Genomic DNA, 25,540 nt, shown 5'->3' with positions numbered 1-25,540 from the left:
CGACGAAACACAAGGACTTTAGGGGGCCTCAGCAGGAGCGGACTCGGCAGGCACCATGAATGGCCCCAACTGGGTTCCGGGGTAATAGTGCTGAAGGATCCGCTGAGCACTCCAACCGCGATCGGCCAGATCGATCGCACCGGCCTGGGACAGCCCCACTCCATGGCCAAACCCTCCGCCTTGGAAGCGCCAGACGCCTGAACCTTCAGCTTCAACAACGAACAACGTGCTGGGCAATCGGCGAAGGGTGCGCCGGATGGCATCCAGCTTCAACATCACAGGTGCCGCTCCACGATCCCGGTCAATCTCAAGGGCGAGAGCCCGTCCGCTAGGTCCGCGCTTCTGCACGCTCATCGATGTCGGGGCAGCATCGCCTTGACCGGCAGCGGCAAGTGCCTGGACCAACTGTCCTGCGGTGTAAACACGACTCCAGCGAAAACGGGGATGACCTGCTCCATAGGCACCACCGCCGTTGTTCAGCAGAGACTGCACATCCTGGTCACGACGCAGAGGTAAAGAGATCGACTGACCCCAGGCGGCCACACCATCCGCCTGCACCCTCACGTAGGGAAGTGGCTCCATGTCCCAGGCCTCCTCAGCGTGCGCACTGACTCCGCCATTGGTCGCGTGATAGACGGCATGAATCGGCTGGTCATTCCACAACAAAACCTCACCGGACGTGGCACGGATCGCCTGTCGCACACTGGAGCTAGCCAGCCGTGGATCGCTGTACACCTGGCATTGGGTATCACTGCAGAGGTGATATCCATCCAAAGCAAAGCGATGGCTGTTGGCCAAAGCCCAGGTGCGGGCAAGCACGGCCTGGGCCTGCAAAGCCGCCGCTGGGGATCCAGCTCCAATCTCATGAGGCACCACTCCCTCGAGATAACGCTCCAGCGGAAGCTTCTCCAGCAACGTCCAGGTGCCGTAGGCGTCCGCCTGAAGACGAAACGGTCCGCGCAGAACACCACCGTTCCAACGCAGGCCATCGGAAGCCTGCACCTGCAAGGGCCCCTGCAGGGTGTAACCACCCGAGGGGCCCTCGAGCACAGGCATCACAACACTGCTGATGCGCTCACTGACATCACGCAAACGCACCTCAGAAAGATCCAGCGCATTAGCGGGGGCCCAAACCTCCCATTCACCCGGATGGGCGACCTGCGCCTTCACTCCCTGAGCACGCCATCGCTGAGCGATTTGATCGGCAGACTCGAAGCTCGCGAAGGGTCCCGCAACCCGTCGGGCCACGTCGAGAGCTTCCGGAAGAGCAACCCTTCGCCAGCTGAAGTGCAGCCGGTCAGCCGACAACACAAGCTTTCCAGCACGATCCCGCAGTTGCAGAGGAGCAACTCCCGCGCTGATCAAGGTCAATGGAGCAGCCGAACGATCGGATCGAGTTCCTGCCCCGAGATGATCATCCAGTGACACCCAGAGAATGGAATTCCTGGCCGAGGGCGGCAATGGCACGCTTCGATGCGTTGGAACCGCAACAGCCTCAGCCTGGGACGAAGGCGGCTCGATAACCCTGGCCTGACACCCCAAGGACGCCATGACCGGAAGACAGATCCAGGGGAGAATCCTGAAGACTGCAACTGGAGCGGAACGGGGCATCGCAACGAGCTCGACAGTTGATCTGAGCATGAACCTTGAAAAAACGTTTGGCTGAAGGGAGGTTGAGGTTCTATGTTTGTCGCTTGTGCCATGCGCCGCCAGAGAAATGCCCAAGCTCAAGACCCGCAAAGCAGCCGCCAAGCGGTTCAAAGCAACAGGCACCGGCAAATTCCTGCGTCGTCGCGCGTTCCACAATCACCTCCTGGATCACAAAAGTCCAAAATTGAAGCGTCACCTGAAAACGAAAGCTGTCGTTGACCGCACCGACGAAGAGCGTGTGGCCCTGATGATGCCCTACGCCTAATCCGCAGCTTGCTTTCCGAAGCAGCGACGGATCTGATCACATCGTCCTTAATTCCCTTTTTCAAGACCCATGGCACGCGTTAAAAGAGGCAACGTCGCCCGTAAGCGTCGCAACAAGATTCTCCGCCTGGCTCGCGGCTTCCAAGGCAGCAACGGAACCCTCTTCCGCACCGCCAATCAGCGAGTGATGAAGGCTCTGTGTAATGCCTACCGCGACCGGCGCCGGCGCAAGCGCGATTTCCGCCGTCTGTGGATTGCCAGAATCAACGCTGCTGCTCGCTTAAACGGTGTGAGCTACAGCCGTTTGATCGGTGGTCTCAAGAAGGCTGATGTGCGCCTGAACCGCAAAATGCTGGCACAAATGGCTGTGGTGGACCCCTCCAGCTTCGCCAGTGTTGTAAACGCAACTCAGGGTTGAATAGCGTCCCTTCACGGGAGCTCAACCAGCCTTCATGACTTCATTCCTGCCGCAGACCTACCTGCTTGGACTGATCGGCTTGCTCGCTATTGCTGCCGTCATTGCAGGTCGGCAGCTTCTGCGTGTTCGTCGTGATGAATCAGAGCTCATCCGTCTTGAGCAATCTGAAGCTGGGTCTTCCAAAGATGCTGGCGACCTGTATGAGCTCGCCAGCGTCCAATTACGCAAACGTCTTTACCCCAAAGCCACAGCAACACTGCGTCAGGCCGTGAAACGCCTGAACAATGAACCTCAGGAAGCACGAGCTCTGATCCAGAACGCACTTGGATTTTCTCTTGCTGCTCAGAAAGATTTTTCTGGCGCTGTGCGTCACTACAAATTTGCGTTGCAAGCGAAACAGGACTATCCAGTGGCCCTCAACAATCTGGCCTTTGCTCAGGAGCGACTGCTGAATAGAGAAGAGGCCGCAGACCTTTACCGCAAAGTGCTGGCTCTTGAGCCGTCAAACAAAACGGCAAAAAACCGACTCAAACGTTTGGAGAGAGCGACAGGGAGTCGAAAGACCAGTTCATTCATCGAATCAAAGCAAGACTCACCAGAGAGCCCTGACAGCAGGGGCTTCTGAACCAGGGCAGCTTGGAGCAAGACTGAGGCTGCCACCGCGATTGGTAATTCGTGGAGCCTGCCAACTCGAAAGCGTCATGCCTTGAAGAGCGAGGTAGCTGCCACCCGCCTCGAGGTCGTCTGTGAGCTGACTGGCGAGCGGCAACAAATCCACCTGATCCGATGAGGCATTGAGATTGCCCTGCACCGGCGTACTGATCTCGCCGATCTGCATGTCTCCCCTCAAATCAACCATCTGGCCGATGGGCAGAACACTCGCAAATGTGAGTTTCACATCCACGCTGTTGCCGCTCGAGAACGACAGGTAACTGCCGCACCACTCTCTTGGCATCGACGTTGCGATATTGGCGGCTCTAGCGACCGGATCAAAACGCTGAACCGAACCTTCAAGCTCAAGGGGCTCCTGCAATGCAGAGGCATCCAGAGGTAAGGACGGTTCGAACGTCGCCGGGATCTCGATCGGCGCGTTCATGTCCATAGTGATGGGCATGACGAGAACGGATGATGGCCGCAGGCTAGGTCCCTCAACCGTGGCCTGTTCGACTTCCGATCCGGTTCCCCACCAGTCCGCAGCTCCTCTAATGGCTTCGACCCCGTCCAGCACTGACCCACTTCTGATCGGTGGTCGGCAGTTCAACAGCAGGCTGTTGACCGGCACGGGCAAATATCCGGATCTGGATGCGATGCAACAAAGCCTCGTTCGCTCCGATTGCGACATGGTGACCGTGGCCGTCAGACGGGTTCAAACCGTGGCAGCTGGACATGCCGGACTCATGGAAGCGATCGACTGGAAACGCATCTGGATGCTGCCCAACACCGCTGGCTGTGCCAATGCTGAGGAAGCCGTGCGTGTGGCCAGGCTGGGACGTGAGCTGGCCAAACTGGCAGGCCAGGAAGACAACACGTTCGTCAAGCTGGAGGTGATTCCCGACAGTCGTCACCTTTTGCCTGATCCCTTTGGAACGCTTGAGGCTGCTGAACAGCTTGTGAAGGAGGGATTCACGGTGCTGCCCTACATCAATGCCGATCCGTTGCTCGCCCAACGACTTGAAGAGGTGGGCTGCGCAACAGTGATGCCTCTTGGTTCACCGATCGGATCGGGACAGGGGCTGCGCAACGCATCAAACATCGCGCTGATCATCGAGAACGCCGGTGTTCCAGTGGTGGTGGATGCGGGAATCGGAGTGCCCAGTGAAGCCGCCGCCGCCCTGGAAATGGGCGCCGATGCCGTTTTGGTGAACAGCGCCATCGCCCTAGCAGGTGACCCTGCGGCGATGGCTGAAGCGATGGGTCAGGCCGTTCAAGCAGGCCGCACTGCTTACCTTTCTGGGCGACTGCCCAAACGCGAACAAGCCAGTGCCAGCTCTCCGACCACAGGCCTGGTCAGGTAAAGACTGGTGAAGTGACATGAAGCAAGCGACATAAAGGATGTCGTTAAGCAATTGCACTCATAAGGTCCGTCCAGTCACAACGGACCCATGCAGGTCACAACCGAAGACGGTGGACGTCTGAATGCCTTCGCCAAGGAGCCCCGAATGGAGGTCATGGCCAAGGACACCAGCCGCAGCAGTGCCTCCAGAGCCTTGATCATCAGCGGCTCAGTGCTGGTGGTGGCACTGATGGCCCTGACCGTGGCGATCAGCTGAAAACCCTGTAGTAGCTTGCACCTCATTGGCGGCTCGCACGCTTCAGCAGGAGTTTGGGGTGAAAGTTCTTGTTCTCGGTGGTGACGGCTTCTGCGGCTGGCCCTGCGCCGTGAATCTGGCGGATCAGGGCCACGACGTTGTGATTGTGGACAACCTGAGCCGCCGCAAGATCGACATCGACCTGGAGGTTGAATCGCTCACACCGATCGCAAACATCGGTGATCGCCTGAAAGCCTGGGAAGAGATAGGCGGCAAGCCCATGCGCTTCGTGCACATGGATATCGCTCACGAGTACGAGCGCCTGGTGGATCTGCTCAACCAGGACAAGCCAGAAGCGGTGGTGCACTTCGCCGAGCAGCGCGCAGCTCCCTATTCGATGAAAAGCAGCGCGACCAAGCGCTACACCGTCGACAACAACGTCAACGGCACCCACAACCTGCTAGCCGCCATCGTGGAATCCGGCCAGGACATTCATGTGGTCCATCTGGGCACAATGGGCGTCTACGGATACGGCTCCCACAGAGGCGCCACGATCCCTGAGGGCTACTTGAAAGTGGAGGTGCCCCAGCCCGATGGCAGTCGCTTCGAAGAAGAGATCCTCCACCCAGCCAGCCCTGGCAGCGTCTATCACATGACCAAGACGCTGGATCAGCTTCTCTTCCTTTACTACAACAAGAACGACAAGGTGCGCATCACAGACCTGCATCAGGGCATCGTCTGGGGCACGAACACTGAAGCGACGGATCGCGACCCACGGCTGACCAACCGCTTTGATTACGACGGCGACTACGGAACGGTGCTCAATCGCTTTCTGATGCAGGCGGCCATTGGCTATCCACTCACCGTGCATGGCACAGGAGGCCAGACCCGCGCCTTCATTCACATCCGCGACTCCGTGCGCTGCGTCCAGTTGGCTCTGGACAACCCCCCAGAACAAGGCGAACGGGTCAAGATCTTTAACCAGATGACCGAAAGCCATCAGGTGGGTGAACTGGCCAAAAAAGTTGCAGCCATCACTGGGGCCAAGGTGAACAACCTGCCCAACCCCCGCAACGAAGCCGTTGAAAACGATCTAATCGTCGACAACCGATGTTTCATTGAGCTGGGGCTCAACCCCACCACACTCGATGACGGTCTGTTGAAGGAAGTGGTGGAAATCGCCACCCGCTACGCCGATCGCTGCGATCGCAACCGCATCCTCTGTACCTCTGCCTGGACTAAAACCCAGGCAACCGCCATCAGCTCCGCCTCCTGATCAGGCCCTTCCCTTGAAAATCGCCTTCTTCACCGAAACCTTCCTGCCCAAGGTCGACGGCATCGTCACCCGGCTCACCAAAACGGTGAAGCATCTGGTGGATGCTGGCGATGAGGTGATGGTGTTCTGCCCAGAAGGCTGTCCTGAGGAGTACATGGGAGCCCGCCTGATCGGTGTGCCCGCGATGCCTCTGCCGCTCTATCCAGAGCTGAAGCTGGCTCTGCCGCGTCCGGCCGTATCCGAAGCGATCGACAGCTTCCAGCCGGACCTCATTCACGTTGTGAATCCCGCGGTGTTGGGGCTTGGGGGCATCTGGCTTGCCAAGACCAAATCAATCCCGCTGGTTGCCAGCTATCACACCCATCTGCCCAAGTACCTCGAGCACTACGGCATGGGCATGCTGGAGCCACTGCTGTGGGAACTCCTAAAAGCCGCTCACAACCAGGCTCTTTTGAATCTTTGCACCTCCACCGCCATGGTTCAGGAGCTGAGTGAGAAGGGCATTCAGCACACGGATCTTTGGCAGCGAGGGGTGGACACCGAGCTGTTCCGTCCTGAGCTGCGCAGCAACGTAATGCGCCAACGCCTGATGGGCGACCAAGACGACCGCGGTGCTCTGCTGCTTTATGTAGGCCGACTCTCCGCCGAGAAGCAGATCGAGCGGATCAAGCCTGTGCTTGAAGCCCTTCCCGATGCTCGTCTGGCGCTGGTCGGCGACGGTCCCCACCGCCAGCAGCTGGAAAAGCATTTCGAAGGAACGGCCACCACATTTGTGGGCTATCTAGCCGGTGAAGAACTGGCAAGCGCCTATGCAAGCGGTGATGCCTTCCTCTTCCCCTCCAGCACGGAAACTCTCGGACTAGTTCTGCTGGAAGCGATGGCAGCCGGTTGCCCCGTAGTTGGAGCCAACCGCGGTGGCATTCCCGACATCATCACTGACGGAGTAAATGGCTGTTTGTATGAACCCGACGGCAACGATGGAGGCGCTGCCAGCCTGATCACAGCCACGCGTCGCCTGCTCGGCAATGACATCGAACGCCAGTCACTGCGCAGAGCCGCCAGGGACGAAGCGGAACGCTGGGGCTGGGCAGGCGCGACTGAACAGCTTCGCGGTTACTACCGCAACGTTCTCCAGAAGCAGCAACTGAGCACTGCCGCTTAAATCATTGCTTGCCCCGCTGACGGTTCCAGACCTCCATCACTTTTTTGGCCATCGGCAGGGCGTGCACTGACCCTCCACCTGGTGTGTTCTGGGCAAACGCCACGATCACGATCTTCCCTTCTGGATAGGGCGCATACGTTGCAAACCAGGCGTGGTCCGGTCCGCCGGTGCTGTCTTCAGCCGTGCCCGTTTTGCCTCCAGCTGCTGGAATGCCAGGACCGTTCAACCCATAACCGGTGCCATCAGATACCACCTTGCGCAGACCCTCCCGGATCTTGTTGAGCGTAGATGGTTTGATGTCGACCTTGGTGCGACGGGCAGGATCCGTCCAGTCCAGCCCCTGATCAGCGAGATGAGGCGTGACCAGCCAGCCTCCGTTAGCGAACACCGAATAGGCCCTGGCCAACTGAAGGGGAGTGATCTGCACCACCGACTGCCCGATGGAGGCACTGGCCATGTCCTCCGGAATCCAAGGGGTCGTTCCGGGGTCGGCCCAGCCACGACCCGCCGCTGCCCAGTCTTCGTCGCCCACCAGGCCCACACTTTCCTCCCAGCCGATCTCGATGCCGGTCTTCTGCTGAAAACCGAGCGCATCTGCCGCCTTTTTCAACGCAAGCGATCCCGAGCCAACACCCACTTGATAGAAGAAGGTGTTGCTGGAAAAACGCAACGCATCGGCATAGCCGATACGACCGAAGCCGGCACCGTTGTGATCAGGGAAGCAATGACTTCCGTAAGTGATGCAGGCGGTGGTGTTGAGTTGCGTATCAGCAGGAAACTTCCCGGACTCCATGCCAGCCATCGCCGTGACGGCCTTCCAAGTGCTGCCGGGGTCATAGGCATTCATGGACCGGCTGAGCAATGGCTTTTTCGGATTGGAAAACAGTGCGTCGTACTCCTTCTGAGTCGTGACGAGCTTGGAGAAGAAATTGGGATCGAACGTGGGCTTGCTGGCCAGAGCAAGAAGGGCACCATTACGGGGATCCATCGCAACGATCGCGCCCCCAGGCTTGTCAGCCAGAGCCTGCTCAGCAGCCTTCTGCAGATCCAAATCAAGAGTGAGCTTGAGGTCCTTTCCGGCAACCGAAGGCCGATCCCCGAGATGACGCTGCACCTCGCCCATGGCATTCACCTCCAGCATCTGCCCACCCCAGGCGCCGCGAAGATGGGCTTCATAGGCGGCCTCGACACCAATGCGCCCAATGCGATCTCGGATTTTGTACCCCTTTTCAGCAAGGGTCTTGTATTCCTCCTCCGTGATGGGCTGGGTGTAACCCAAGGCATGGGCCGCCAGGGTTCCGTGGGGATAGAAGCGCAGGATGTCCACATCAACCTGGGCCCCCTTCAATCCCTGCGACTGCTCACGAAAACGTAGAACCTGTTCCGGCTTCAGATCAGTGGCCAGATTGATGCGGTAACCATCCCGCGCCTGTCCGCTGCCGCGGCGCTGATCAAGCACAGCCGCATCAAGGCTGAGCAAGCGAGCCAAACGATCGCGCAGATCGGGCCAACTGGCCTCATCCACCAATCGAGGCTCGACATAGAGGGAATAGGTCAATTTGCTGGATGCCAGCACACGACCTTTGCGATCCAGCAGCCGTCCACGTGTTGGTGAACGAGGGACAAGGCGAATGCGATTCTCGTCAGCCAGTTCGCGGTAGCGGGACCCTTCCAGTACCTGAAGCCAAACCAGGCGGGAGACCATCGCCGCACTCACCAGCAGCACGAACCCCAGAAGCACCAGTGGCTGCTGACGCAAACCGCTCTGACGCTGACCATCCCGTTGCGAGGAACCAGAACCGGCCATCCCAGTCAACTCGCCTTGTTCATCAGCGCATCCAACCGCTGCAGACGCCCATCAATCCGTGCCAAGACCTCCTGCAACTGAGACGAGTCACCATGATCAGAATCCAGCCTGCCTGGATCCTCCAGAGGCTCATCTACCTCGACCTGCACAGACATCACGGGATTTCCCAGCCCTGGACTGATCTGATCCAAGCGTTCACGAACCTCCCGTGCCGCGGCTTCACCCTGCTGTCGCAGATCGCCAAGCGGATCATCCCCGCTGGCGACGGACTCCACCGCCTTGGCAGGTCCATCAGTGCGGACGCGATCAACAAACGCCAGACCCATCGGCAAAACCTCCTGCATCAGCGCCAAGCGCAGTGAATCGAGTGGTTGGCTGTCGGCCATAGAGGCGGGCCTAATGATTCAACGAAGTCCAGTCTGCTCCGAAGGCAGAACAAGTGTCGGACAGGCTGAACGGGATGATCCCAATGACCAGCCGACCACACCGGACAACACGACAAGAGCCACGATGGGTACCAATGCATGCTGCGTTGTGTCCAAGGAGATCCACTCGGACCAACCCCGCAAGAAACGATCACGAGCGAACCGCCGCTTCTCCCGGGTTTGAAGCCGAGTCCGCCTTCGATACGACTTCTCGACCCAACGCTCGAAGGAACGCTTTTTAGTGATCGCCATCTTGCGCTCAACCTCAAGCAGCTGGCCCGACGTGAGGTCGGGATGGAACGTCCCAATCAGTTCCAGGCTTTTGAGGAACATTTCCACAGCACCATCCTTGATCTCCTGATCAGTGGGTTCCAGCAGAGCCCACTCCAGCTCTGGGTAGAAACGACCGCGGTTCTGCTGGATCTGATCCTCATTGAGCTGTCCGGGCTCTCGCAGCCAGCGATCCGTGTTGCTGTCGAAGCGTCGCCAGTAGAGAAAAGGATTGATATAAATGGTCTTGCCAGCAAGCTGAATACTGTCTTGCTGGAGACGTCGCTGCAGTTGCTGGTCCTGCTGTTGGGCAGCGGTCACATCCTTGAAGCCGGGAACCAAGGATATCGGTGTCGGGAGCGGCCTACCAGCCCCCTGAAGGGACTGATTGAGACTCGTGTCGACGTCCAACTTGAAATGGCATCAGAAAAGCGTTGGTTCTTTTCACAAAACCAATGCTAAAAAGAATCAAATCAACGCAATGTCTGACTCAGAAGTGAGCCACTGCTCTCGAAAAGTTAAAGAGATTTGGCCAGTCATTTAAAACAACTATGTCTCATTAGCCAGCGAGTTCTATCTTTCAATCCTGAATTATTCCCACTCAATACAGGTACTCAACAAGGTTTTAGTCCTGCCAAGCGGTTTCAGCGACAATTTTACCAAGTGAAACCCTTTCATAGAAACGTGTTTGGGCGAAAGGTGTTTGCTACGAAACCTTGTAGAGAAAGCATCCCTCAGATACCGCCCTTCCTCCATTTACTCTAGGCATCTCTCCGTAGAGAAGTCGTAGTGAGTGCGCGCTTGCCATCTTGTTACAAACTTTTCTACGTAGATAAGTCGCGCTTGTTCTGCGTCAAACGAGCGTTTCAAAGCAGGACAGAAAGGTTTATGCGGAAGTACGTGCTCTATCTACGTGTCAGTTCGGCAGAACAGGGCAAGAGCGGATTGGGTTTAGAGGCGCAAGAGCGGGACATCCAACTCTTCTTGGAGAACTACGCAGAAACTCCCTACGGCGTTGTGGAGCGTTTTGTGGAGGTTCATTCAGGCAAGGACAACGAACGTCCCCTGTTGAACGCTGCCATCGCTTTGGCGAAGCGAGAGAAGGCAGTTCTCGTCGTTTCCAAACTGGATAGGTTGTCCCGTCGTGTCTCCTTCATCGCTTCGCTGATGGAGGACAGGGCGCTGGACTTCAAAGTCGCCCAGATGCCTCACGCAGACAAGTTTCAACTCCACATCTATGCCTGCTTGGCAGAGCAAGAACGGGATTTCATCTCCCAGAGAACGAAGTCAGCACTACGAGCAGCGAAGGAGAGAGGAACCAAACTTGGTGCGCCAAAGCAGCACCTTGATGCTCTGGCGAAAGCACGTCAGGCAAAAGCACGTAGAGAAGCGCAGCAGTTCTCTGGCGTCATCCTGCCTCTAAGAAAGCAAGGAGCAACGCTTAGGAACATCTGCGAAGTATTGAACGCAAGTGGGATGAAAACCAGTCGTGGAGGGAGTTTTCATCCATCTCTGGTTTCAAGAATGCTTACTACTTTGGAGGTTTCCTGAAATGACTAAGGTGATTATTGAATGGCAAAATCAGTTTGGCGATTGGTACAGGTTCCAAGAACAACATCACGAACCGAATGCTTACAGAACTGCCGAACAACGTGCAAATCGCTTAAACAAGAAGACTCACGAAGCAAAACGACGAAACCACAATCAATCACCACCTTAAATAATGACTACAAGATCACCATTTATTCGCATCACTTACGAGCACAGGTGCGACCAAAGGAAACACGTCAAACATATTCGTTCAGGCACAGCAATACAATTACAATCCACTAACTGCGTCGATTACCAGACGAAAAGAAAAAGAAATTAAGCGCACAACTACAATGGACTAACTCAGTCTCTGAAAACCTGCCTTAAACTTTAATCATTAGATAACGCTGAGAAAATTCAGATATCTCTGCATCTCGCCCACATAGATATCGGGCACTCTTCTCACTTGAAAGACTGAACCAACCTCATAGTTATTCCAATGCGAGACGCCAGTAAGAACTGCAAACAGTGCTTTGCTTTCTATGAATAAATGAGAATGACACGCAGGTTCGGTTGCTATCACTCGAGCATCTGAATTCTTGTTGCAGTTAAAGGTTATCAGCGGTTCAATAAGTCGCCAAGGTTCTTGATGCGACCACAAGTCAACAATAAAAGAGGGCGAATCATAAGCGTATATAGACCATAAATAATCTTGGTCGCATTCCGAGCGCGGGTGGGCGTTGGAGACACTCTTATAAAGAAGACGCTTTAAAAGCGTAGGATTCGGAGTAAATCCTACATTGGTACGCCAATCGTAATCATTGTCCGAAGGAAGGGAATTGACTGGGGGATATCTGTCTTGTCTTTCAGAGGAACACTTGATGCTTTCAAGATCAAAATATGAATCCCCTCCGTCATCAAGAACTATGGCATCTTTGTCAATTTGCTTGACTTCAAGAGCATCTGCCACACCGCGATATTGATTAAGAATGGCAAGATCGCCTTTTAAGACGTATTTCCCAGCGAAGGGGAGTCTCTTTACGCTTTCAATTTTGGATATTGCTTTGAGATACCTATCAAAAAATTGCTGTTTTTTCTTATTCGCCAAGTCAAGCATTTTCCTCTCATCAAGGATTGGAGAGTAATAGGTTTGCGGGTAAGGTCCAGCGCCTGTGTAACCCAAGCAAAACAATGTGAACTCAAGACCATCTTGAATCTTAACGTCATTGATTTTTCCATAAAAAGAGTCGTTGTAAATGCAATCATTTACATTTAGGACTGCTTTTTTTGATTTCTTAGAGGAAACAATCAATGCGCTATCAATATCCGAAGCAGAACCGGTTCTGTTTGGTAAAATCTTAACAGATGTATCGCCAAAAGTTACTTCATTTGAGATTGTTAGATTATCTCCAAATCCGTCCGACGCAATTTTTTTGGCGAGGTAATTTGGATGCTCTCCCCAATCCACCACCAAAATATTTTTGTTTCCATAATGGGATAATAATTCCGCAATGGTTTCGCTACAATAATGATCCGGATGAATGTGACTGATATAAATTACGTCGAAGTCGCCTATTAATCCCATCTTGTTTTTTACGGGTGGGAATTGATGCCAAGTCCCAGAATATGCACCGCCTCCAAACCAAGGATCGCAAAGAATTCTTACGTCATCAGTGACGATCTTGATGCAGGCAGAATATTTATATTCGACCCTAAACATTTCTCAAAATTAAATGTAACTTTACTGTAATCATCTACCGACTGATTTCGGTCGTTGAGAGGCACCGTTAAACAACTTGTTAGAAGCATCAGGTTTCCCCTCGCCTGATTACCCCTGTATTATCCTACGATTTCTCTACGCTGTGTCGTAAAAAGGGACACCACCTCACGGAACTTCTTCTCTACGATTTCTCTACGCGAGTGTATGGTGTGTCGGGAGCAGGGGTGACAGTGTGACAGACATCGTTGCTGCGATGGAAACGTTCCAACGCTTTGTCGCTGAGAACCCTTACAGCGGTTCGGCAGAGCAGATTGTCACCCTGTCACTTGGGATTGCCGAAGCATCTAACCGACTGGATACATCAACATTTCGTCTCTACGCAGAGCAGACGGGCATAGGAGACAAGGTGTTTTCCAAGTTGAAGGTGGTTGGGAAAACACTTCTGTCCCTCCAAGAGAAGGAACGTAGAGATGTCGTGAAGCAACTACCTGCCTCGTACTCCACCATTCACGTTCTCTGCTCTCTATCGGCAGAGGAACTGGTGACAGGAGCACGTAGCGGTGCCATCACACCTTCTATGTCCGTACGTACGGCAAAGGACTACACGAAGCAGGTGAGGTTCCCTGCTCTGGCAGCAGCAGACGGAGAGAAAGGACGTTGGGGAACGAAGCAGGAGCACCTCTACGGCGTGTATCGCCCAGAGGAGGTGGCATTAGGGGCAGAGCAACTCCAATCGCTTCAAGAGGCGCTCAGGAGGGCGTGTGAGGAATACGGGGTGGTGCTGAGGGTTGCCAACACAGATGGCACCAGAACGTTGAAGCAGCAGGAGCGAGCAGAACGAGAGGTGTTCTGGCGAGGGGTACTGGAACGAGAACTGACATCCAAATGGTTCAAGGGGATGCCAGAGGAGGTGAAGAAGCAGTTCAACCTGAAAACGATTGGAGAACTACACGAGACACCTCTTCGCTCCTTCACGGGGTTCCTCATCAACGCTGATGGAGGGAAGAAGGAGTTCTGGGAGAAGCACGGACAGGCGTACGTAGCGAAACTGAACTACCTGATGGACAAGACAGAAGACAGAGCACAACGCTTCAACCTGAAACGACGACTGGAAAGCGTTGTGGCAGAAAGAAGGGAGTTGGCAGTATGGAACAACACTCTGCTGAAACAGATTGGTTTCATTTAGCGAACAATAACAAAGGTACTAAAAAATATAGTTGCGTTGTTTATCTCTTTGAAGTGACAACGTGACAAACCTCCTTCGTTGTTGAGTAAGGCAGCATATTATCGGGTTTTGTTACAGAATACTAACAAAAACATCTGTATAGACAATAACTTACATATATAAAATGTATGTAACGGAAGCAGACATACAAGTTCAAATGAAATGTAAGTTATGGCAACTGATTTGTCACCTCGTCACTTGTACGAGAGTAGAAACTCTAAGAGAGTAATAACAGAAGAATGGTTGGAGAGGAAGATTGAAACTCTAAACATAAAGTTCAGGTACTTCCTAACTCTGTCATTCACCTATCAACAAAGAAACGTACTGAACCAGTACCTTGATAATCAACACATCAAGAAGGTTATTCTTGATTTCTTCTATCCCAATAGAAAACCGAATAACAGGATTAGATTATGGTTTTTTACTGAACCTCATTCCTCAGGAGCACTACATCTTCATATCTTTATGGAAGGCATGGATGGACTAAGTTGGTTGAGTAAGAACAACAGAAAGATTACAATCAACAAACGTACTCTGTTTGACATCGTTGCCAGAGATTTCTCTATGGACGATGTAATGACAGAAGCACTTACTAATCATCTCCAACGCTATATCCGCAAACTTGGTTATGGAAAGCAAAGTGTTGATTGGAGAAGCATAGGAAACATCAAGTACCGATTACACTACGTCAATAAGTCATTATCATCCGTAGATTTTGACAAGTGGCAGCACCTTGATTACGAAAACAGCGATTTAGGAGAACTAACAAATGGGAGATAAAAACAAGAAGGAAACCATACAAGAGAAACTAAACTTCTTCTACGACAAGTTGCTTGAACTTGACGAAACAGAACCCGAAGATTATGAATGTATCACATACATAAAAGAACAGATAGGATACTACAAGAAGGAACTATTGAAGGAAGAAGAGCGAGAGTTTTTCTCCAATATGAATAAACTATTCGGTATAGAATGATGTCACCTTGTCACCCAAATAAGGAGTAATACTATTATGAGAAGCAACACTACAATCTGTCTTTCATTTGGCAGAGACGAGGTTGAACTTCTAAACCTGCTTGATGAAGGTAGGAAGAAGGATTACCTCTCTCGCTCTGCTTGGTTCAAGAATAAGATTAGGGAGCAGTATGGAAGAAAAGAAAACCTTCAAGCAGTTTCGTGATGATGTACGTAAGCGCAAAGTTAGGAGACGAAGTAAGCGGGATGCTACAAACTATCCTTCGCAAGGACAGCAGCAAGTTCCGCAACAAAAAGGAACTCGTCTTGGAGGAAGCACTTCGGTTTTACTACCAGAACCGAGAGCAAAAACGATGGCGCAAGGAGTAGAGGTACAACACTCACCACCACCACAGCAGGAGTTTTAGAGAGAGGGCAGGGATTTTCATTAGTTTCCCCTGCCCTCTTTTTTTATGTCACTCCGTCACCTCAGGAATAGCGAAGTCATTCCCACGTGAAATGATTTTGCCACCCAAACCAATATCCTTATCCATCTTCATCAAATCAGCAGTAGCAAGTCGGGTTAGGTACTTGGAATAATGTTTCCTGAGGTAGGTTTCTGTCACACCCATATTTTCACAAAGAGCGGTACGTGATGTGCCGTGTTGAAGTCGTGTCGTTGCGTACAGGTGTCTAAGCGAATAAGGAACGAAGTGCTTGCCCCATCGTTCATCCTCATTCGTAAAAGCAGTCATCTTTTCAAACTTTTTCATGAACTGACTTGTAGTGAAGGGAGTTCCATCCAAATGACAGAACAAGAAATCATCTTTTTCCTTGTACTTGGACTTCTCCCACGCCCTCTTGGCAAAATCACCACCCATCGCATTCACTTCACGAGCACCTGTCTTGGTTGATGGATGGACTTGGACTAAGCAGCAGATTTTCCCGTTCATCCATTCGTCAGCACGTTCTTGAAGTTGATAGAACTGAACGTCCTTACGCTTCACCTTCACCAGTTCCCCAACACGCATCCCGCAGTTCGCAAGGAAGAAAAGCATCTGGTACGAAATCCAGCAGTCCCACAGGTGTTCCTCTGTTCCTTCGTACTGAGCGTTCAACCATTCCCGAACCAAACGAGCGAAGGAACTCCATTCGTGTGCCTCCCACGTTTCCCTCTTCACCTTGTCGTCGGTAATGAGGTTCTCGTTCTGGAACGGCAGTTTGGGTGAGAACGGCACGTACCCGTTCTCCATCGCCCATTTCCAGCACTCCCTAATCATTCCCATCTCGTTTTGGATGGTGATTGCCTTTGGGCGCTTAGGCGCTCTGGTGTTGTTCTTTATCCTCCACGCCTGCCAGTCATTCCAAGTGCGATAGGGGATGTTGCGAGCATCCGTCTTCGCTCCCAAAAAGGGTGTGAGGTAGTTCCTGAGTTTTCCAGCAATCAGTCCATACCTCTCCTCTGTGATGCTTTTGCGTCCCCTGTCTTCCTTGCTTTCCCAAGCGTCACGCACCAGAGCACGTTTGGTTTCAAGGAACTTCTCCACCACGCTTTCAACGGGAGTAGGCATCACACCAACGCCCTGCTTCAACTGAACCCTCAGTTCCAGCACCATCTCCTCTGCTTTGGAGATGGCATCCGCCTTCTCAGTCACCTTCAAGGACTTCCTGACGCCTTTGGTGCTTGGTACTGGGACACGTATCTGCCACGCACGTTCTTCAACGGGCAGATGAACCTGAGTATCCAGACGCTTGTAGATGTACGGGGTGCCCGCTTCTGGTGCCACCCGTAAGTGCTTCAACTCTTCGTACAGGGCGTATGACTGCTTGTTGTTATCCCCCCTACTTCGCACAGCACTCCTGCTTGTGCCGTGGTAGCACCTTCAACGAGTACTGATGTGGGCGTCCGTCCTCAGTAAGAACCCGATCTGGAACCTTCCCGCACGTGGGACAGACGAACTGGTTCCTGCTGCTCACAGCACCCGAAAAGCGTTCTTCTGCTTCTGGCGTTGAGGGAGCATTCGTAGAGAAAGCTATTGCCGTACGACTTCTCTATGGAGAAGGTGACAAGGTGACACGTGAAACCGACGTGAAACAGAGCAAGCGAGATGCCCTGTCACGCCTACAGAAGAACCCTACGTGAAACTCACGTGAAACGCCATTTTTGAGTGTGGGACTGAGGTTTGTACCCCAGAATTATTCCCACTCAATCGTGCCAGGCGGTTTGCTGGTGATGTCTAAAACCACACGATTCACACCTTTCACCTCATTCACAATGCGATTGGAAATCGTCTCCATCAGGTCGTAAGGCAATCGCGACCAGTCAGCGGTCATGCCGTCTTCACTGGACACGCAGCGGAGCACAATCGGCCAGGCATAGGTGCGCTTGTCACCCATGACCCCAACCGACCGCACAGGCAACAGAACCGCGAAGGCCTGCCAGATGTCGTGATACAGACCGGCCTCCTTCACCTCTTCACGCACGATCAGGTCAGCATCACGCAGGCAATCAAGTTTCTCCGCTGTGACTTCACCAAGGATGCGAATCGCCAGACCCGGACCCGGGAAGGGATGACGACGCACAATCTCCTCAGGCAGTCCGAGCGAGCGACCGACTTTGCGCACTTCGTCTTTGAACAACTTGCGCAGCGGTTCCACCAACTTAAACTGAAGATCCTTGGGAAGACCACCCACGTTGTGGTGGCTCTTGATCTTCACAGCCACCCGCTCACCGGTCTTGGGATCGACATTCGTTCCGGCACTCTCGATCACATCGGGATACAGCGTGCCCTGGGCCAGGTAATCAAAAGGACCGAGGCGATTGCTCTCCTCTTCAAACACACGAATGAATTCGGTACCGATGATCTTGCGCTTCTGCTCGGGATCCGTGACGTCCTTGAGCTTGGTCAGGAATCGTTGCCGGGCCTTGATGTACTCAACGTGAATGTTGAACTTGCGGTCGAAGAAGTCCATCAGGAATTCAGGCTCGCCCTTCCGCATGAAGCCCTGATCAATGAACATGCAGGTGAGCTGATCACCAATGGCCTTCTTAAGCAGAAAGGCCAGGGTTGAGGAATCCACGCCACCTGAGAGAGCCAGCAACACCCTCTTCTCGCCCACCTGATCGCGAATCTGCTTGACGGCTTCCTCAATGAATGTTGCTGTCGTCCAGTCAGGCTCGCAGCCACAAATGTGATAGACGAAATTGCGGATCATCGCCATACCGCAGGTGGAATGCACCACCTCGGGATGGAACTGCACCCCATACAACTGGCGCTGATGGTGAGCGACGGCCGCCTCAGGGGTATTGGCCGTATGAGCAAGACGCACGAAGCCCTCCGGCAGGGCCTCAACGGAATCCCCATGACTCATCCACATCGTGGAGCCGTTGTCCACATTGGTGAGCAAGTCCGTGGGGTCGTCCACCTCGAGCGGTGCTTTGCCGTACTCGGCTTTACCGGTCGCTGCCACAACACGTCCGCCCAGCTGCTGCACCATCAGCTGCATGCCGTAACAGACGCCAAGAACCGGAATCCCCATCGACCAGATCTGTGGATCGCAGAGAGGCGCGCCATCGGCGTACACCGAACTTGGACCGCCGCTGAGGATGATCCCCTTGGGCGCCAATTTGCGTAGCTCTTCAACAGAGGTGCTGTAGCCCAGCACCACGGAGAACACCTCGGTCTCGCGCACCCGACGAGCAATCAGTTCGGAGTACTGGGAGCCGAAATCAAGAATGACGATGGCCGGCTGACGCTGACCTTCAATCGGAACCTGGGACATCTCGCACGAAAGCCGTGGAACGGTAGGCCGCGGAAATCGGCCGCCAATGGATCAGCGTAGAGAAGGGCCTTGATCTGAATCAGAAGCCACAGGATGCAGTTGAACGCTGCAATACCGAAGCATCTTTCGTCCTTCAGGACCTGTCCAGCGAAGCTGGCGGTCCCTGTTGAACAGGGCTGCCCCAACTCGCATACCGGTACAGCCATAGCGCTTCAGATACGCCTCACTCCTGCCTTCAACTGCCTCCGCCACAGCCATCCAGAGACCCATGGCCTGCTCCAGATCATGGGCTTGCAGCCAACACCAGGCCTGTTCAATCGAGGCGGTTTGAAGCAGGGCGCGAATGGATTCCAGACTGAGGCCCTGCTGCACGGCCAGAGCAGCCAACACTTCCAGACGTGCATCAGCAAGGTGGTGATGGGTGTGGAAGATCCCTCCCGCCAATTTGATCAGTTTTCCGTGATACCCAAACACAAGCAGCTGCCTTACTCCGGATTCGGCAGCAGCCACCAACAGGGGTCCGATCCAGTTTCCTGACTTCAGCAGCGGCTGCTGATCAGACAGTCCCAGCTGATCAGCCAGATCCAAGCCGTTTTCACCAATGACAAGCGTCAACCGACCGGCGAAGCCGGTCTGCGCAGTGAGCTCGCGCAACCGGTCACGAGCCAACTGCAGCTGATCAGGAGAGGCACTGGTCTGCACCTCCGCCTGGGTGCCAATCAACGCAAGACCCTCAACCACACCGAAAGCGGAATTGCTGGTGCGCAGTGCCAACTCGCGTCCGCGGGGTAACACCACCTCAACGTCCAGGCCGCCCAAAACCGGCAACAGATCGCTGAGATTGAGCTCGAGCAACTCACGGGCAAAACCTGAAATACACAGTGAACCGTCGTCCTCCAGCCGGCCGACACCCTCGCCGGCGTGGATCTGCAATCCCTCCCCGGAGGAGCTACGGCACACAAGCACCCAGATCTCCAGGCCACGGGTGAGATCCAATCCAGCTCCGGGATCGCAGATGCTGATCGCCAGGGCCTTTTGACCACCATCTAGCAGCGATGCCGTATGCACCTCCACACGACGAAGCCCTTGTTCAGAAGGAATTCTGAGGTCAACGCTCGAGGGCGCTGCAGATCCACCCAGAACAAGGGCCGCAGCCCGCGCCGCAGCCGCCACCCAGACAGGCAGTGTCAGCCCGGTTCCTGAAAAGGCAGACGTTGTAGCGATGGGAAGCCCTGCGGATCATTTTTTAGGATGAACGATTGGCACCCCTTGAGCCCGTGCAGGACAAGCTCACCCTGATGATCCCGGGACCCACCCCGGTGCCCGAAACAGTGCTCAAGGCCATGGGCCGCCACCCAATCGGCCATCGCAGCGGCGAATTCCAGGCCGTGGTGGAACGCACCAATGCGCAGCTGCGCTGGCTGCATCAAACCAGCAACGATGTGCTCGTCATCACCGGTAGCGGAACCGCCGCCATGGAAGCGGGCATCATCAACACACTCAGCCGTGGAGACAAGGTGCTCTGTGGTGACAACGGCAAGTTCGGCGAACGCTGGGTGAAAGTGGCCAAGGCCTACGGCTTAGATGTCCAAGTGATCACGGCTGAGTGGGGTCAGCCCCTCGATCCAGACGCATTTCGCAGCGCACTCGAAGCCGACACAGCCAAAGCGATCAAGGCGGTGATCCTCACTCACTCCGAAACCTCAACCGGCGTGATCAATGACCTTGAGAGCATCAGTGGTCATGTGAAAAGTCATGGCACAGCACTCACCATTGCTGACTGCGTCACAAGTCTTGGAGCCGCCAACGTGCCGATGGATGCCTGGGGCTTGGATGTTGTCGCCTCTGGCTCCCAGAAGGGCTACATGATGCCTCCCGGCCTGAGCTTCGTTGCCATGAGCGAACGAGCCTGGAAGGCCTATGAAGGTTCCGATCTTCCGAAGTTCTATCTGGACCTTGGGCCCTACCGGAAAACAGCCGCCAAAAACAGCAACCCCTTCACACCAGCGGTGAATCTCTACTTCGCTCTCGAAGCAGCGCTGGAGATGATGCAAGCCGAAGGCCTGGAGGCAATATTTACTCGCCATTCCAGGCATCGCGCAGCTTCCCATGCAGCCATGAAGGCCATCGGTCTGCAGCTGTTCGCGGCGGAAGGGCATGGAAGTCCTGCCATCACGGCTGTGGCACCGGATGGAATCGACGCCGAACAGCTGCGCAAGGCTGTCAAAGAGCGCTACGACATCCTGCTGGCCGGCGGTCAGGATCATCTCAAGGGCAAGGTGTTCCGCATCGGACATCTTGGATTTGTCTGTGACAGAGACGTCCTGATGGCAGTGGCAGCAATCGAATCCGTTCTGCAATCGCTTGGCCTGCACAAAGGATCCATGGGTGCAGGATTGAGCGCAGCCTCAGAAGTCCTGATTCAGTGAGACATCAAAATCATTATTGAAAATATCTCCAATGTGAGCTAGATTAATAAGGTTGCGGGTGTAATTCAGTGGTAGAATGTCAGCTTCCCAAGCTGAACGTCGCCGGTTCAAATCCGGTCACCCGCTTTAAACTTTAGAACAAAAGATCAATATTTATTTAACTTCGATTACCCCAGTTGGATGTTGAAGCCCTGGGTTTAATGAGTTGCACAACCTGTGGTCCAACACTCCCAGCTCGACGTTCCTGATTGAGAGCTTTCAAGATCAATTGAGCTGATTCAGCGGTATTTCCTTCGCTTGCCTGCGCGCGCGCTTGATTAAACCATTCACGGGCGCGAATGAGCAATTGCTCTCGGTCAGGCTCCACGGATTGAAGAGGTACAGCAGATTTCAACAACGCCGTCAAAGCGACAGTGCAATAATTGCATAGATAATATCAAACGATCGCGGAAAATATCAATTCACTAAAGGAGCTGATTCCAAATACTTGAGCTCATGCTTCTCACGTCTCAGCATCGTTCCATTCCTAAAGAAGAATTCTCAGCTCAGGTGCCTGGTTCCTCGATATTGCCACCCAGGTCTGCGATCTGACCACGCAACTGATCAGATCTGGATCGATCTCCTCGGGTAATTGCTACAGCCAAGGCGAATTCAAGCTTTTCAAGCTGATGACCACCCTCGAAGAAACCGCTGGAATGGACCGAAGACAACCCCGATGAACCCGGCACAAGGGAACAACGGCTTTTACCGCTTTTGCGTGGACCAGAAGTTGAGAAAGTGGTGGGTGCCATGGGCCGCTTTCTTTTCATTTTGCCACTTCTGACCAGCGTTATGCAGCTGCAGCTTCGTGGTCAGACTCAGTCAGTGAAGATTGAGCTGATATGCCTACGGGATCTGATACCGCATCCGAACACAACTCAGTGCTGTTCAGCAACTCCTGGCAATCGAGCAGCAGTTGGTCCACATCATCCAGACGCTGGCGTTCTTCATCAGGCATGCTCTCAGCCCCACTGCGCTGCTGACGCATCTGCAGCTCCAGACTCTCCAGACGCTGTTCAAGCTTGACAAGACGCTGCGACAGGGCATTGAGCATCTGGGCGACATCTTCCGCCGTACGAGTGATGCGGAAGGACACGGACTGAGTCATCCGAAGACAGGCGAGTGCTGGCCTGATGACAACACATGGGTGAGCAACTCTCAAGAGCTCTGCGCATGGCGATCCCGCTCTGGCTTCAAACTGAGAGATCTGCTGCCTGCGGGTGCCATGCCTTCTTTGATGACCCTGCTGGTGTATGCCCTGGCCGGAACTGGTATGGGACTACTCGCAATGAGAACAGGGATTCCAGCAGCACCGCTTGCGGGAGCACTGATCGGTGCTGCGATCGTGAGCATGAGCGGGCGCATTGAGGTTGCCGAATGGCCGCCTGGTACACGCACCGCTCTTCAAATCGGAATCGGAACTGTGATCGGCACCGGACTGACGCGAACCTCTCTCGAGCAACTGCAACATCTCTGGAAGCCTGCGGTGCTGATTACTCTCACGCTGGTGATGACAGGTCTGGTGGTTGGCCTCTGGACAAGTCGTCTGTTTGGGGTCGATCCGTTGATCACCTTGCTGGGAGCAGCGCCCGGCGGAATCAGCGGCATGAGCCTGGTCGGAGAGGATTACGGCGTTGGGGCCGCTGTTGCCGCACTGCATGCTGTGCGCCTGATCACCGTGCTTCTGGTCCTTCCACTGGTGGTGAAACTGCTCACACCTCTTGGACTGGGTAATTCTTGATTCCCCTCTGGACAGCCAAACGCGAGCCGATACGTTGACGCATATCGCCTTCTCTGTCCATCAATGGCCAGCCTCCGCACCCGTCTCGCCGTCCTGCTGCCTCTTACGGGGATGTTGCTCACAGCTGCACCTGTTGGGGCTGAAAGCGCTGGGTCAGAAAAAGGCGCTCAGGTTTATTGCTACATGCGCAGCAACGGCAATGATCACTCAGTGAGCTTCGAAGCCTCCTATGCCCTGATCAAGCGTCAGAGCAGTGGAGTGTTCAAGACATCCCCGGAGCATGCCGCCGTGATGATCACCGAAACGGTGGTGGATGAACCAGGCAGCTATCCGGATTGCGGTCGTTATCTCGGGGATCTGTTCGGAGGCAAAACTTCCAAGAAGTCCTCAAGCGCCGCCAATACGAGCTCAATCACGAACAACAGCTCCAATAGTGAGTCTTCAGCAGACTGGGATGCTGATGATCGATACAGCTACTGAAACCGTTGTCGTTGCATAGGCCTCTGCGAGTCATTTGGCGGTCCACATGGCCGCAGTCGGTGCTCCTGATCAGTGGTCTGCTGCTCACGATCCAAGCCTGCAAGAACGCTGAGAGTCCACAAGCTGCCTTACCGGATTCATTAGTGAAAGCATCCAGCTGTCTTGAAGATCTCAATCTGCAGCGGCTGGACAGAGCCTTGGAGCATTGCAATGCGGTGGTGGTGAGTCACCCTGACAATCCAGTGCCCCTGACCGACAGGTCTCTGATCCACACACTCATGGGGCGCGACGCGGAAGCCTGCGCTGATGTGAGCCAGGCGGCCTCCCTGCTCCAAGGCAAGAACGGTTCAAGAGATCCTCTGCTCGAGCACGAGCTGAACGTCCGTCAGCAGTCCTGCAAGCAACGAGCCACCATGGCAGGCAACGGCTGACGATCCACGCTGATACGACGTGGGCCCAGCAGCAACTCGATCTTGTCAGCCTTGCTGGCCACAAGACCATCCACGAGCTGATCGGCCAGGCCAAGCTGAAGCCAATGGCTGGTCAGCCCACCATCCATACCGATGCGGTGACAACGATCCTCCGCCTGATCAACATCGCCTGGGGTCCATGGCCGCTCCAGAAGCACGACCTGACGTGCACGATGCAGTGTGAATCCCAAACCTCCACAGCCATAGGTCGCTAGGAGCAAATCCGTTCCACCAGCCTGAAAATGATCCACTGCAGCTTGTCGCTGCTCCGGTTTTTGCCGACCGGTTAGCAATTCACCACCCAGGCGCTCCTGCAGGAGCTGCAGCGGTGATACGAAGGAGCTGAATAGCACGATGGCCTCACCATCAGCACGTAACCGCTCCACCAGCGTCTGAGTCGCCGGAAGCTTGAATTCGGCCGCAATCATGCGCAGGGAGGTGAGCACGGCCAGTGCTTCAGCATCCGAACGCACTTCACCGAGCTGCACCCGCCGGCGATAGTCCTCCACCACAAGATGCAGGCGGTGATCGAATCCAATGGACTGATCAGCAGCCAGTGAAACGCCATGAAAGCAACGCTGCTTGGCGGGCAGATCGAGCACCTGCTGCTTGCGCCGATGCAGAACCAATGGTCGGGTGAGACGCCGCAACTCCTCCAGACGACTGGCACCATCGGCACGCCAGCGGCGCCGACCACCCTGCTCAGTCCAGTGACCCTGGCAGAAGATCTCCTCAAATGAACGCTGATCGCGAGCGAGTGGATGATCCATGGCCGCTAGCAGCGGGAAAAACTGAATCGGTCGACCATTGCGGATTGGTGTGCCCGTGAGCATCCACACAGCCCGCAGCCGGGGATGGCGGGCCAAGCGCAACAGGGCCTGGGTCCTCTGTGCGTGAAGTGACTGGGCGTAATGGGCTTCATCAACCACCAGAAGTGTTCCTGCTTCGGGAAGGTCGCCCGGCAAACGGGCCCAGCTGTGGAGTGTGCACTCGAGATTGAGAGACTCCACTTCGCGCTGCCAGTGTGAGTGCAGTCCCACAGGAGCGATCACCATCAGTCGCAGGGGCACAACACGCAGCAATGCCCGTGCCGCCAGCAGGGACGTGAGCGTCTTTCCCAGCCCCATCTCATCAGCGAGCAACGCTCCACGACGTGCCAGCAACCAGCGAGCACCCGACCGTTGATGAGGAAGCGGTGTACGCCCATCAGCAAGAGGCTGATCCAGGTCGGCACGGGCCATCAACTCACGGTGATGTGGAAGTGGTGGCAGTGGATGACGGTGCCAGTCCAGCCAACGCAAGAGTTCCTCTTCAACCTGAAAACGTGAGCCCAAACGGTCGAGCAGGCACTCGGCTGCGGCCAATGGAAACTCCCAACCATGCTGCGATCCTTTCCAGAGTCCCCGAGGCCTAATCCGGCCCATCTGCGCATGGGTGACGGCATCAAAGGGATAGGTGACCCTCACAAGTCCTGAAGGGGTCAGCCCGAGGCTGCAGCAGGACGTTGATGAAGCCGTAACGACAAATCAGCAAACGAAATTCTATTGCTTCTGCTGATTACCACAAGGGGTTTGAAACTCAAATATCACACTTGAAAAAATGCCAAAAATGCAGCGAAGAACACATTGACGAACCCAGCGAAAGCGCC

The 25,540-nt window shown here is 54.6% G+C and carries 29 protein-coding genes and 1 tRNA gene; 18 read left to right on the top strand and 12 right to left on the bottom strand.

Features of this window, described 5'->3' with window-relative positions; translation table 11 throughout:
• Positions 1-18: 18 nt before the first annotated feature.
• Positions 19-1,467, bottom strand: coding sequence for a SpoIID/LytB domain-containing protein (locus SynBIOSU31_RS00320; protein ID WP_370593644.1), 1,449 nt, complete (start codon positions 1,465-1,467; stop codon positions 19-21).
• A gap of 6 nt (positions 1,468-1,473) precedes the next feature.
• Here SynBIOSU31_RS00320 and SynBIOSU31_RS14630 point away from each other — a divergent pair, with 6 nt between their 5' ends.
• The 4 genes from SynBIOSU31_RS14630 to SynBIOSU31_RS00305 all read left to right on the top strand — a co-directional run bounded on the left by SynBIOSU31_RS14630 (position 1,474) and on the right by SynBIOSU31_RS00305 (position 2,957).
• The gene (locus tag SynBIOSU31_RS14630) at positions 1,474-1,632 is read left to right on the top strand and encodes a hypothetical protein (RefSeq protein ID WP_255477472.1); all 159 of its coding nucleotides are present in this window, start codon (positions 1,474-1,476) and stop codon (positions 1,630-1,632) included.
• Between the two features lie 85 nt (positions 1,633-1,717).
• Complete coding sequence (gene rpmI / locus SynBIOSU31_RS00315; protein WP_066908876.1) at positions 1,718-1,915, top strand: 50S ribosomal protein L35; 198 nt, start codon at positions 1,718-1,720, stop codon at positions 1,913-1,915.
• Positions 1,916-1,984: 69 nt separating this feature from the next.
• Positions 1,985-2,332 (top strand): 50S ribosomal protein L20, encoded by a 348-nt coding sequence (gene rplT / locus SynBIOSU31_RS00310; RefSeq protein WP_186491248.1) that lies wholly within the window; start codon positions 1,985-1,987, stop codon positions 2,330-2,332.
• A gap of 34 nt (positions 2,333-2,366) precedes the next feature.
• Positions 2,367-2,957, top strand: coding sequence for a hypothetical protein (locus SynBIOSU31_RS00305; protein ID WP_186491247.1), 591 nt, complete (start codon positions 2,367-2,369; stop codon positions 2,955-2,957).
• Here the strand turns inward: SynBIOSU31_RS00305 and SynBIOSU31_RS00300 are convergent.
• Positions 2,925-3,560, bottom strand: coding sequence for a hypothetical protein (locus SynBIOSU31_RS00300; RefSeq protein WP_370593643.1), 636 nt, complete (start codon positions 3,558-3,560; stop codon positions 2,925-2,927). The two genes, SynBIOSU31_RS00305 and SynBIOSU31_RS00300, sit on opposite strands and share 33 nt — an antisense overlap.
• On the opposite strand from SynBIOSU31_RS00300, the gene SynBIOSU31_RS00295 reads away from it, so the two are divergent.
• From SynBIOSU31_RS00295 to SynBIOSU31_RS00280, 4 genes are all read left to right on the top strand, one after another.
• Complete coding sequence (locus SynBIOSU31_RS00295; protein WP_186491243.1) at positions 3,538-4,347, top strand: thiazole synthase; 810 nt, start codon at positions 3,538-3,540, stop codon at positions 4,345-4,347. The genes SynBIOSU31_RS00300 and SynBIOSU31_RS00295 overlap by 23 nt on opposite strands.
• Positions 4,348-4,434: 87 nt before the next feature.
• Positions 4,435-4,602 (top strand): photosystem II assembly protein Psb34, encoded by a 168-nt coding sequence (psb34, locus tag SynBIOSU31_RS00290; RefSeq protein WP_186491241.1) that lies wholly within the window; start codon positions 4,435-4,437, stop codon positions 4,600-4,602.
• Positions 4,603-4,660: 58 nt separating this feature from the next.
• Entirely contained in the window at positions 4,661-5,857 is a 1,197-nt protein-coding gene (locus SynBIOSU31_RS00285) for an NAD-dependent epimerase/dehydratase family protein (protein ID WP_186492734.1), read from the top strand.
• 13 nt (positions 5,858-5,870) lie between these two features.
• Positions 5,871-7,019, top strand: coding sequence for a glycosyltransferase family 4 protein (locus SynBIOSU31_RS00280; protein WP_186491240.1), 1,149 nt, complete (start codon positions 5,871-5,873; stop codon positions 7,017-7,019).
• A 1-nt stretch (position 7,020) separates the two neighbouring features.
• Here SynBIOSU31_RS00280 and mrdA read toward each other — a convergent pair whose 3' ends face one another.
• From mrdA to SynBIOSU31_RS00265, 3 genes are read right to left on the bottom strand one after another with little or no spacing between them, the layout of a single operon-like run.
• The gene (gene mrdA / locus SynBIOSU31_RS00275) at positions 7,021-8,826 is read right to left on the bottom strand and encodes a penicillin-binding protein 2 (RefSeq protein WP_186491239.1); all 1,806 of its coding nucleotides are present in this window, start codon (positions 8,824-8,826) and stop codon (positions 7,021-7,023) included.
• A 5-nt stretch (positions 8,827-8,831) separates the two neighbouring features.
• Positions 8,832-9,212, bottom strand: a complete 381-nt coding sequence (locus SynBIOSU31_RS00270) for a hypothetical protein (protein WP_186491238.1) — start codon at positions 9,210-9,212, stop codon at positions 8,832-8,834.
• A gap of 18 nt (positions 9,213-9,230) precedes the next feature.
• Complete coding sequence (locus tag SynBIOSU31_RS00265; protein WP_186491237.1) at positions 9,231-9,842, bottom strand: hypothetical protein; 612 nt, start codon at positions 9,840-9,842, stop codon at positions 9,231-9,233.
• A gap of 567 nt (positions 9,843-10,409) precedes the next feature.
• Here SynBIOSU31_RS00265 and SynBIOSU31_RS00260 point away from each other — a divergent pair.
• Positions 10,410-11,072 (top strand): recombinase family protein, encoded by a 663-nt coding sequence (locus tag SynBIOSU31_RS00260; RefSeq protein ID WP_186491236.1) that lies wholly within the window; start codon positions 10,410-10,412, stop codon positions 11,070-11,072.
• Between the two features lie 376 nt (positions 11,073-11,448).
• Here the strand turns inward: SynBIOSU31_RS00260 and SynBIOSU31_RS00255 are convergent, their stop codons facing one another.
• On the bottom strand, positions 11,449-12,771 hold the full coding sequence (locus SynBIOSU31_RS00255) for an MBL fold metallo-hydrolase (RefSeq protein ID WP_186491235.1): 1,323 nt from the start codon (positions 12,769-12,771) through the stop codon (positions 11,449-11,451).
• A gap of 253 nt (positions 12,772-13,024) precedes the next feature.
• Here SynBIOSU31_RS00255 and SynBIOSU31_RS00250 point away from each other — a divergent pair, with 253 nt between their 5' ends.
• From SynBIOSU31_RS00250 to SynBIOSU31_RS00245, 3 genes are all read left to right on the top strand, one after another.
• On the top strand, positions 13,025-13,957 hold the full coding sequence (locus SynBIOSU31_RS00250; RefSeq protein WP_186491234.1) for a hypothetical protein: 933 nt from the start codon (positions 13,025-13,027) through the stop codon (positions 13,955-13,957).
• A gap of 210 nt (positions 13,958-14,167) precedes the next feature.
• Positions 14,168-14,776: a rolling circle replication-associated protein gene (locus tag SynBIOSU31_RS14960; RefSeq protein WP_441351415.1), complete on the top strand. Its 609-nt coding sequence runs from the start codon at positions 14,168-14,170 to the stop codon at positions 14,774-14,776.
• Entirely contained in the window at positions 14,766-14,972 is a 207-nt protein-coding gene (locus SynBIOSU31_RS00245; protein ID WP_186491232.1) for a hypothetical protein, read from the top strand. The genes SynBIOSU31_RS14960 and SynBIOSU31_RS00245 overlap by 11 nt, the downstream gene beginning before the upstream one ends.
• Positions 14,973-15,426: 454 nt before the next feature.
• On the opposite strand, the gene SynBIOSU31_RS00240 is transcribed toward SynBIOSU31_RS00245, so the two are convergent.
• A complete protein-coding gene (locus SynBIOSU31_RS00240; protein WP_186491231.1) occupies positions 15,427-16,737 on the bottom strand; it encodes a tyrosine-type recombinase/integrase in 1,311 nt (436 codons plus the stop codon).
• 158 nt (positions 16,738-16,895) lie between these two features.
• Between SynBIOSU31_RS00240 and SynBIOSU31_RS00235 the strand changes: the two genes are divergently transcribed.
• Entirely contained in the window at positions 16,896-17,093 is a 198-nt protein-coding gene (locus SynBIOSU31_RS00235) for a hypothetical protein (RefSeq protein ID WP_186491230.1), read from the top strand.
• Between the two features lie 53 nt (positions 17,094-17,146).
• Here the strand turns inward: SynBIOSU31_RS00235 and guaA are convergent, their stop codons facing one another.
• The gene (guaA, locus tag SynBIOSU31_RS00230) at positions 17,147-18,733 is read right to left on the bottom strand and encodes a glutamine-hydrolyzing GMP synthase (protein ID WP_186491229.1); all 1,587 of its coding nucleotides are present in this window, start codon (positions 18,731-18,733) and stop codon (positions 17,147-17,149) included.
• A gap of 51 nt (positions 18,734-18,784) precedes the next feature.
• Positions 18,785-19,957 carry a cobalt-precorrin-5B (C(1))-methyltransferase CbiD gene (gene cbiD / locus SynBIOSU31_RS00225; protein WP_186492733.1) on the bottom strand — a complete coding sequence of 391 codons (1,173 nt, stop codon included), beginning with the start codon at positions 19,955-19,957 and terminating at the stop codon, positions 18,785-18,787.
• Between the two features lie 53 nt (positions 19,958-20,010).
• On the opposite strand from cbiD, the gene SynBIOSU31_RS00220 reads away from it, so the two are divergent.
• Positions 20,011-21,162 (top strand): pyridoxal-phosphate-dependent aminotransferase family protein, encoded by a 1,152-nt coding sequence (locus SynBIOSU31_RS00220; protein WP_186491228.1) that lies wholly within the window; start codon positions 20,011-20,013, stop codon positions 21,160-21,162.
• 54 nt (positions 21,163-21,216) lie between these two features.
• Positions 21,217-21,288: transfer RNA gene (locus tag SynBIOSU31_RS00215), tRNA-Gly, on the top strand.
• Between the two features lie 419 nt (positions 21,289-21,707).
• On the opposite strand, the gene SynBIOSU31_RS00210 is transcribed toward SynBIOSU31_RS00215, so the two are convergent.
• Entirely contained in the window at positions 21,708-21,953 is a 246-nt protein-coding gene (locus SynBIOSU31_RS00210) for a hypothetical protein (protein WP_186493189.1), read from the bottom strand.
• 38 nt (positions 21,954-21,991) lie between these two features.
• On the bottom strand, positions 21,992-22,309 hold the full coding sequence (locus tag SynBIOSU31_RS00205; RefSeq protein ID WP_255477287.1) for a chemotaxis protein: 318 nt from the start codon (positions 22,307-22,309) through the stop codon (positions 21,992-21,994).
• A 117-nt stretch (positions 22,310-22,426) separates the two neighbouring features.
• Between SynBIOSU31_RS00205 and SynBIOSU31_RS00200 the strand changes: the two genes are divergently transcribed.
• The 3 genes from SynBIOSU31_RS00200 to SynBIOSU31_RS00190 all read left to right on the top strand — a co-directional run bounded on the left by SynBIOSU31_RS00200 (position 22,427) and on the right by SynBIOSU31_RS00190 (position 23,853).
• Positions 22,427-22,942, top strand: a complete 516-nt coding sequence (locus SynBIOSU31_RS00200) for an AbrB family transcriptional regulator (RefSeq protein ID WP_186492732.1) — start codon at positions 22,427-22,429, stop codon at positions 22,940-22,942.
• A gap of 63 nt (positions 22,943-23,005) precedes the next feature.
• Positions 23,006-23,422, top strand: a complete 417-nt coding sequence (locus SynBIOSU31_RS00195; RefSeq protein ID WP_186491227.1) for a DUF6554 family protein — start codon at positions 23,006-23,008, stop codon at positions 23,420-23,422.
• Between the two features lie 59 nt (positions 23,423-23,481).
• Entirely contained in the window at positions 23,482-23,853 is a 372-nt protein-coding gene (locus SynBIOSU31_RS00190; protein WP_255477286.1) for a hypothetical protein, read from the top strand.
• Here the strand turns inward: SynBIOSU31_RS00190 and SynBIOSU31_RS00185 are convergent.
• Entirely contained in the window at positions 23,808-25,316 is a 1,509-nt protein-coding gene (locus tag SynBIOSU31_RS00185) for a DEAD/DEAH box helicase (RefSeq protein WP_186492730.1), read from the bottom strand. The two genes, SynBIOSU31_RS00190 and SynBIOSU31_RS00185, sit on opposite strands and share 46 nt — an antisense overlap.
• Positions 25,317-25,540: the final 224 nt, after the last annotated feature.

Origin of the sequence: Synechococcus sp. BIOS-U3-1 (genome assembly GCF_014279975.1) — a bacterium.
Taxonomy (GTDB): domain Bacteria; phylum Cyanobacteriota; class Cyanobacteriia; order PCC-6307; family Cyanobiaceae; genus Synechococcus_C.
Note: the sequence above shows the minus strand (reverse complement) of the source record. Positions and strands in the feature narration are given on the sequence as shown.

Coding starts and splice junctions, on each gene's coding strand:
- SynBIOSU31_RS00245 (WP_186491232.1), top strand. CDS start 14,766: ATGGGAGATAAAAACAAGAAGGAAACCATACAAGAGAAACTAAACTTC.
- mrdA (WP_186491239.1), bottom strand. CDS start 8,826: ATGGCCGGTTCTGGTTCCTCGCAACGGGATGGTCAGCGTCAGAGCGGT.
- SynBIOSU31_RS00185 (WP_186492730.1), bottom strand. CDS start 25,316: ATGGGCCGGATTAGGCCTCGGGGACTCTGGAAAGGATCGCAGCATGGT.
- SynBIOSU31_RS14960 (WP_441351415.1), top strand. CDS start 14,168: ATGGCAACTGATTTGTCACCTCGTCACTTGTACGAGAGTAGAAACTCT.
- SynBIOSU31_RS00250 (WP_186491234.1), top strand. CDS start 13,025: ATGGAAACGTTCCAACGCTTTGTCGCTGAGAACCCTTACAGCGGTTCG.
- guaA (WP_186491229.1), bottom strand. CDS start 18,733: ATGTCCCAGGTTCCGATTGAAGGTCAGCGTCAGCCGGCCATCGTCATT.
- SynBIOSU31_RS00255 (WP_186491235.1), bottom strand. CDS start 12,771: ATGTTTAGGGTCGAATATAAATATTCTGCCTGCATCAAGATCGTCACT.
- SynBIOSU31_RS00270 (WP_186491238.1), bottom strand. CDS start 9,212: ATGGCCGACAGCCAACCACTCGATTCACTGCGCTTGGCGCTGATGCAG.
- rpmI (WP_066908876.1), top strand. CDS start 1,718: ATGCCCAAGCTCAAGACCCGCAAAGCAGCCGCCAAGCGGTTCAAAGCA.
- psb34 (WP_186491241.1), top strand. CDS start 4,435: ATGCAGGTCACAACCGAAGACGGTGGACGTCTGAATGCCTTCGCCAAG.
- SynBIOSU31_RS14630 (WP_255477472.1), top strand. CDS start 1,474: ATGCGTTGGAACCGCAACAGCCTCAGCCTGGGACGAAGGCGGCTCGAT.
- SynBIOSU31_RS00200 (WP_186492732.1), top strand. CDS start 22,427: ATGCCTTCTTTGATGACCCTGCTGGTGTATGCCCTGGCCGGAACTGGT.
- SynBIOSU31_RS00295 (WP_186491243.1), top strand. CDS start 3,538: ATGGCTTCGACCCCGTCCAGCACTGACCCACTTCTGATCGGTGGTCGG.
- SynBIOSU31_RS00305 (WP_186491247.1), top strand. CDS start 2,367: ATGACTTCATTCCTGCCGCAGACCTACCTGCTTGGACTGATCGGCTTG.
- SynBIOSU31_RS00195 (WP_186491227.1), top strand. CDS start 23,006: ATGGCCAGCCTCCGCACCCGTCTCGCCGTCCTGCTGCCTCTTACGGGG.
- SynBIOSU31_RS00260 (WP_186491236.1), top strand. CDS start 10,410: ATGCGGAAGTACGTGCTCTATCTACGTGTCAGTTCGGCAGAACAGGGC.
- SynBIOSU31_RS00205 (WP_255477287.1), bottom strand. CDS start 22,309: ATGACTCAGTCCGTGTCCTTCCGCATCACTCGTACGGCGGAAGATGTC.
- SynBIOSU31_RS00210 (WP_186493189.1), bottom strand. CDS start 21,953: ATGGCACCCACCACTTTCTCAACTTCTGGTCCACGCAAAAGCGGTAAA.
- rplT (WP_186491248.1), top strand. CDS start 1,985: ATGGCACGCGTTAAAAGAGGCAACGTCGCCCGTAAGCGTCGCAACAAG.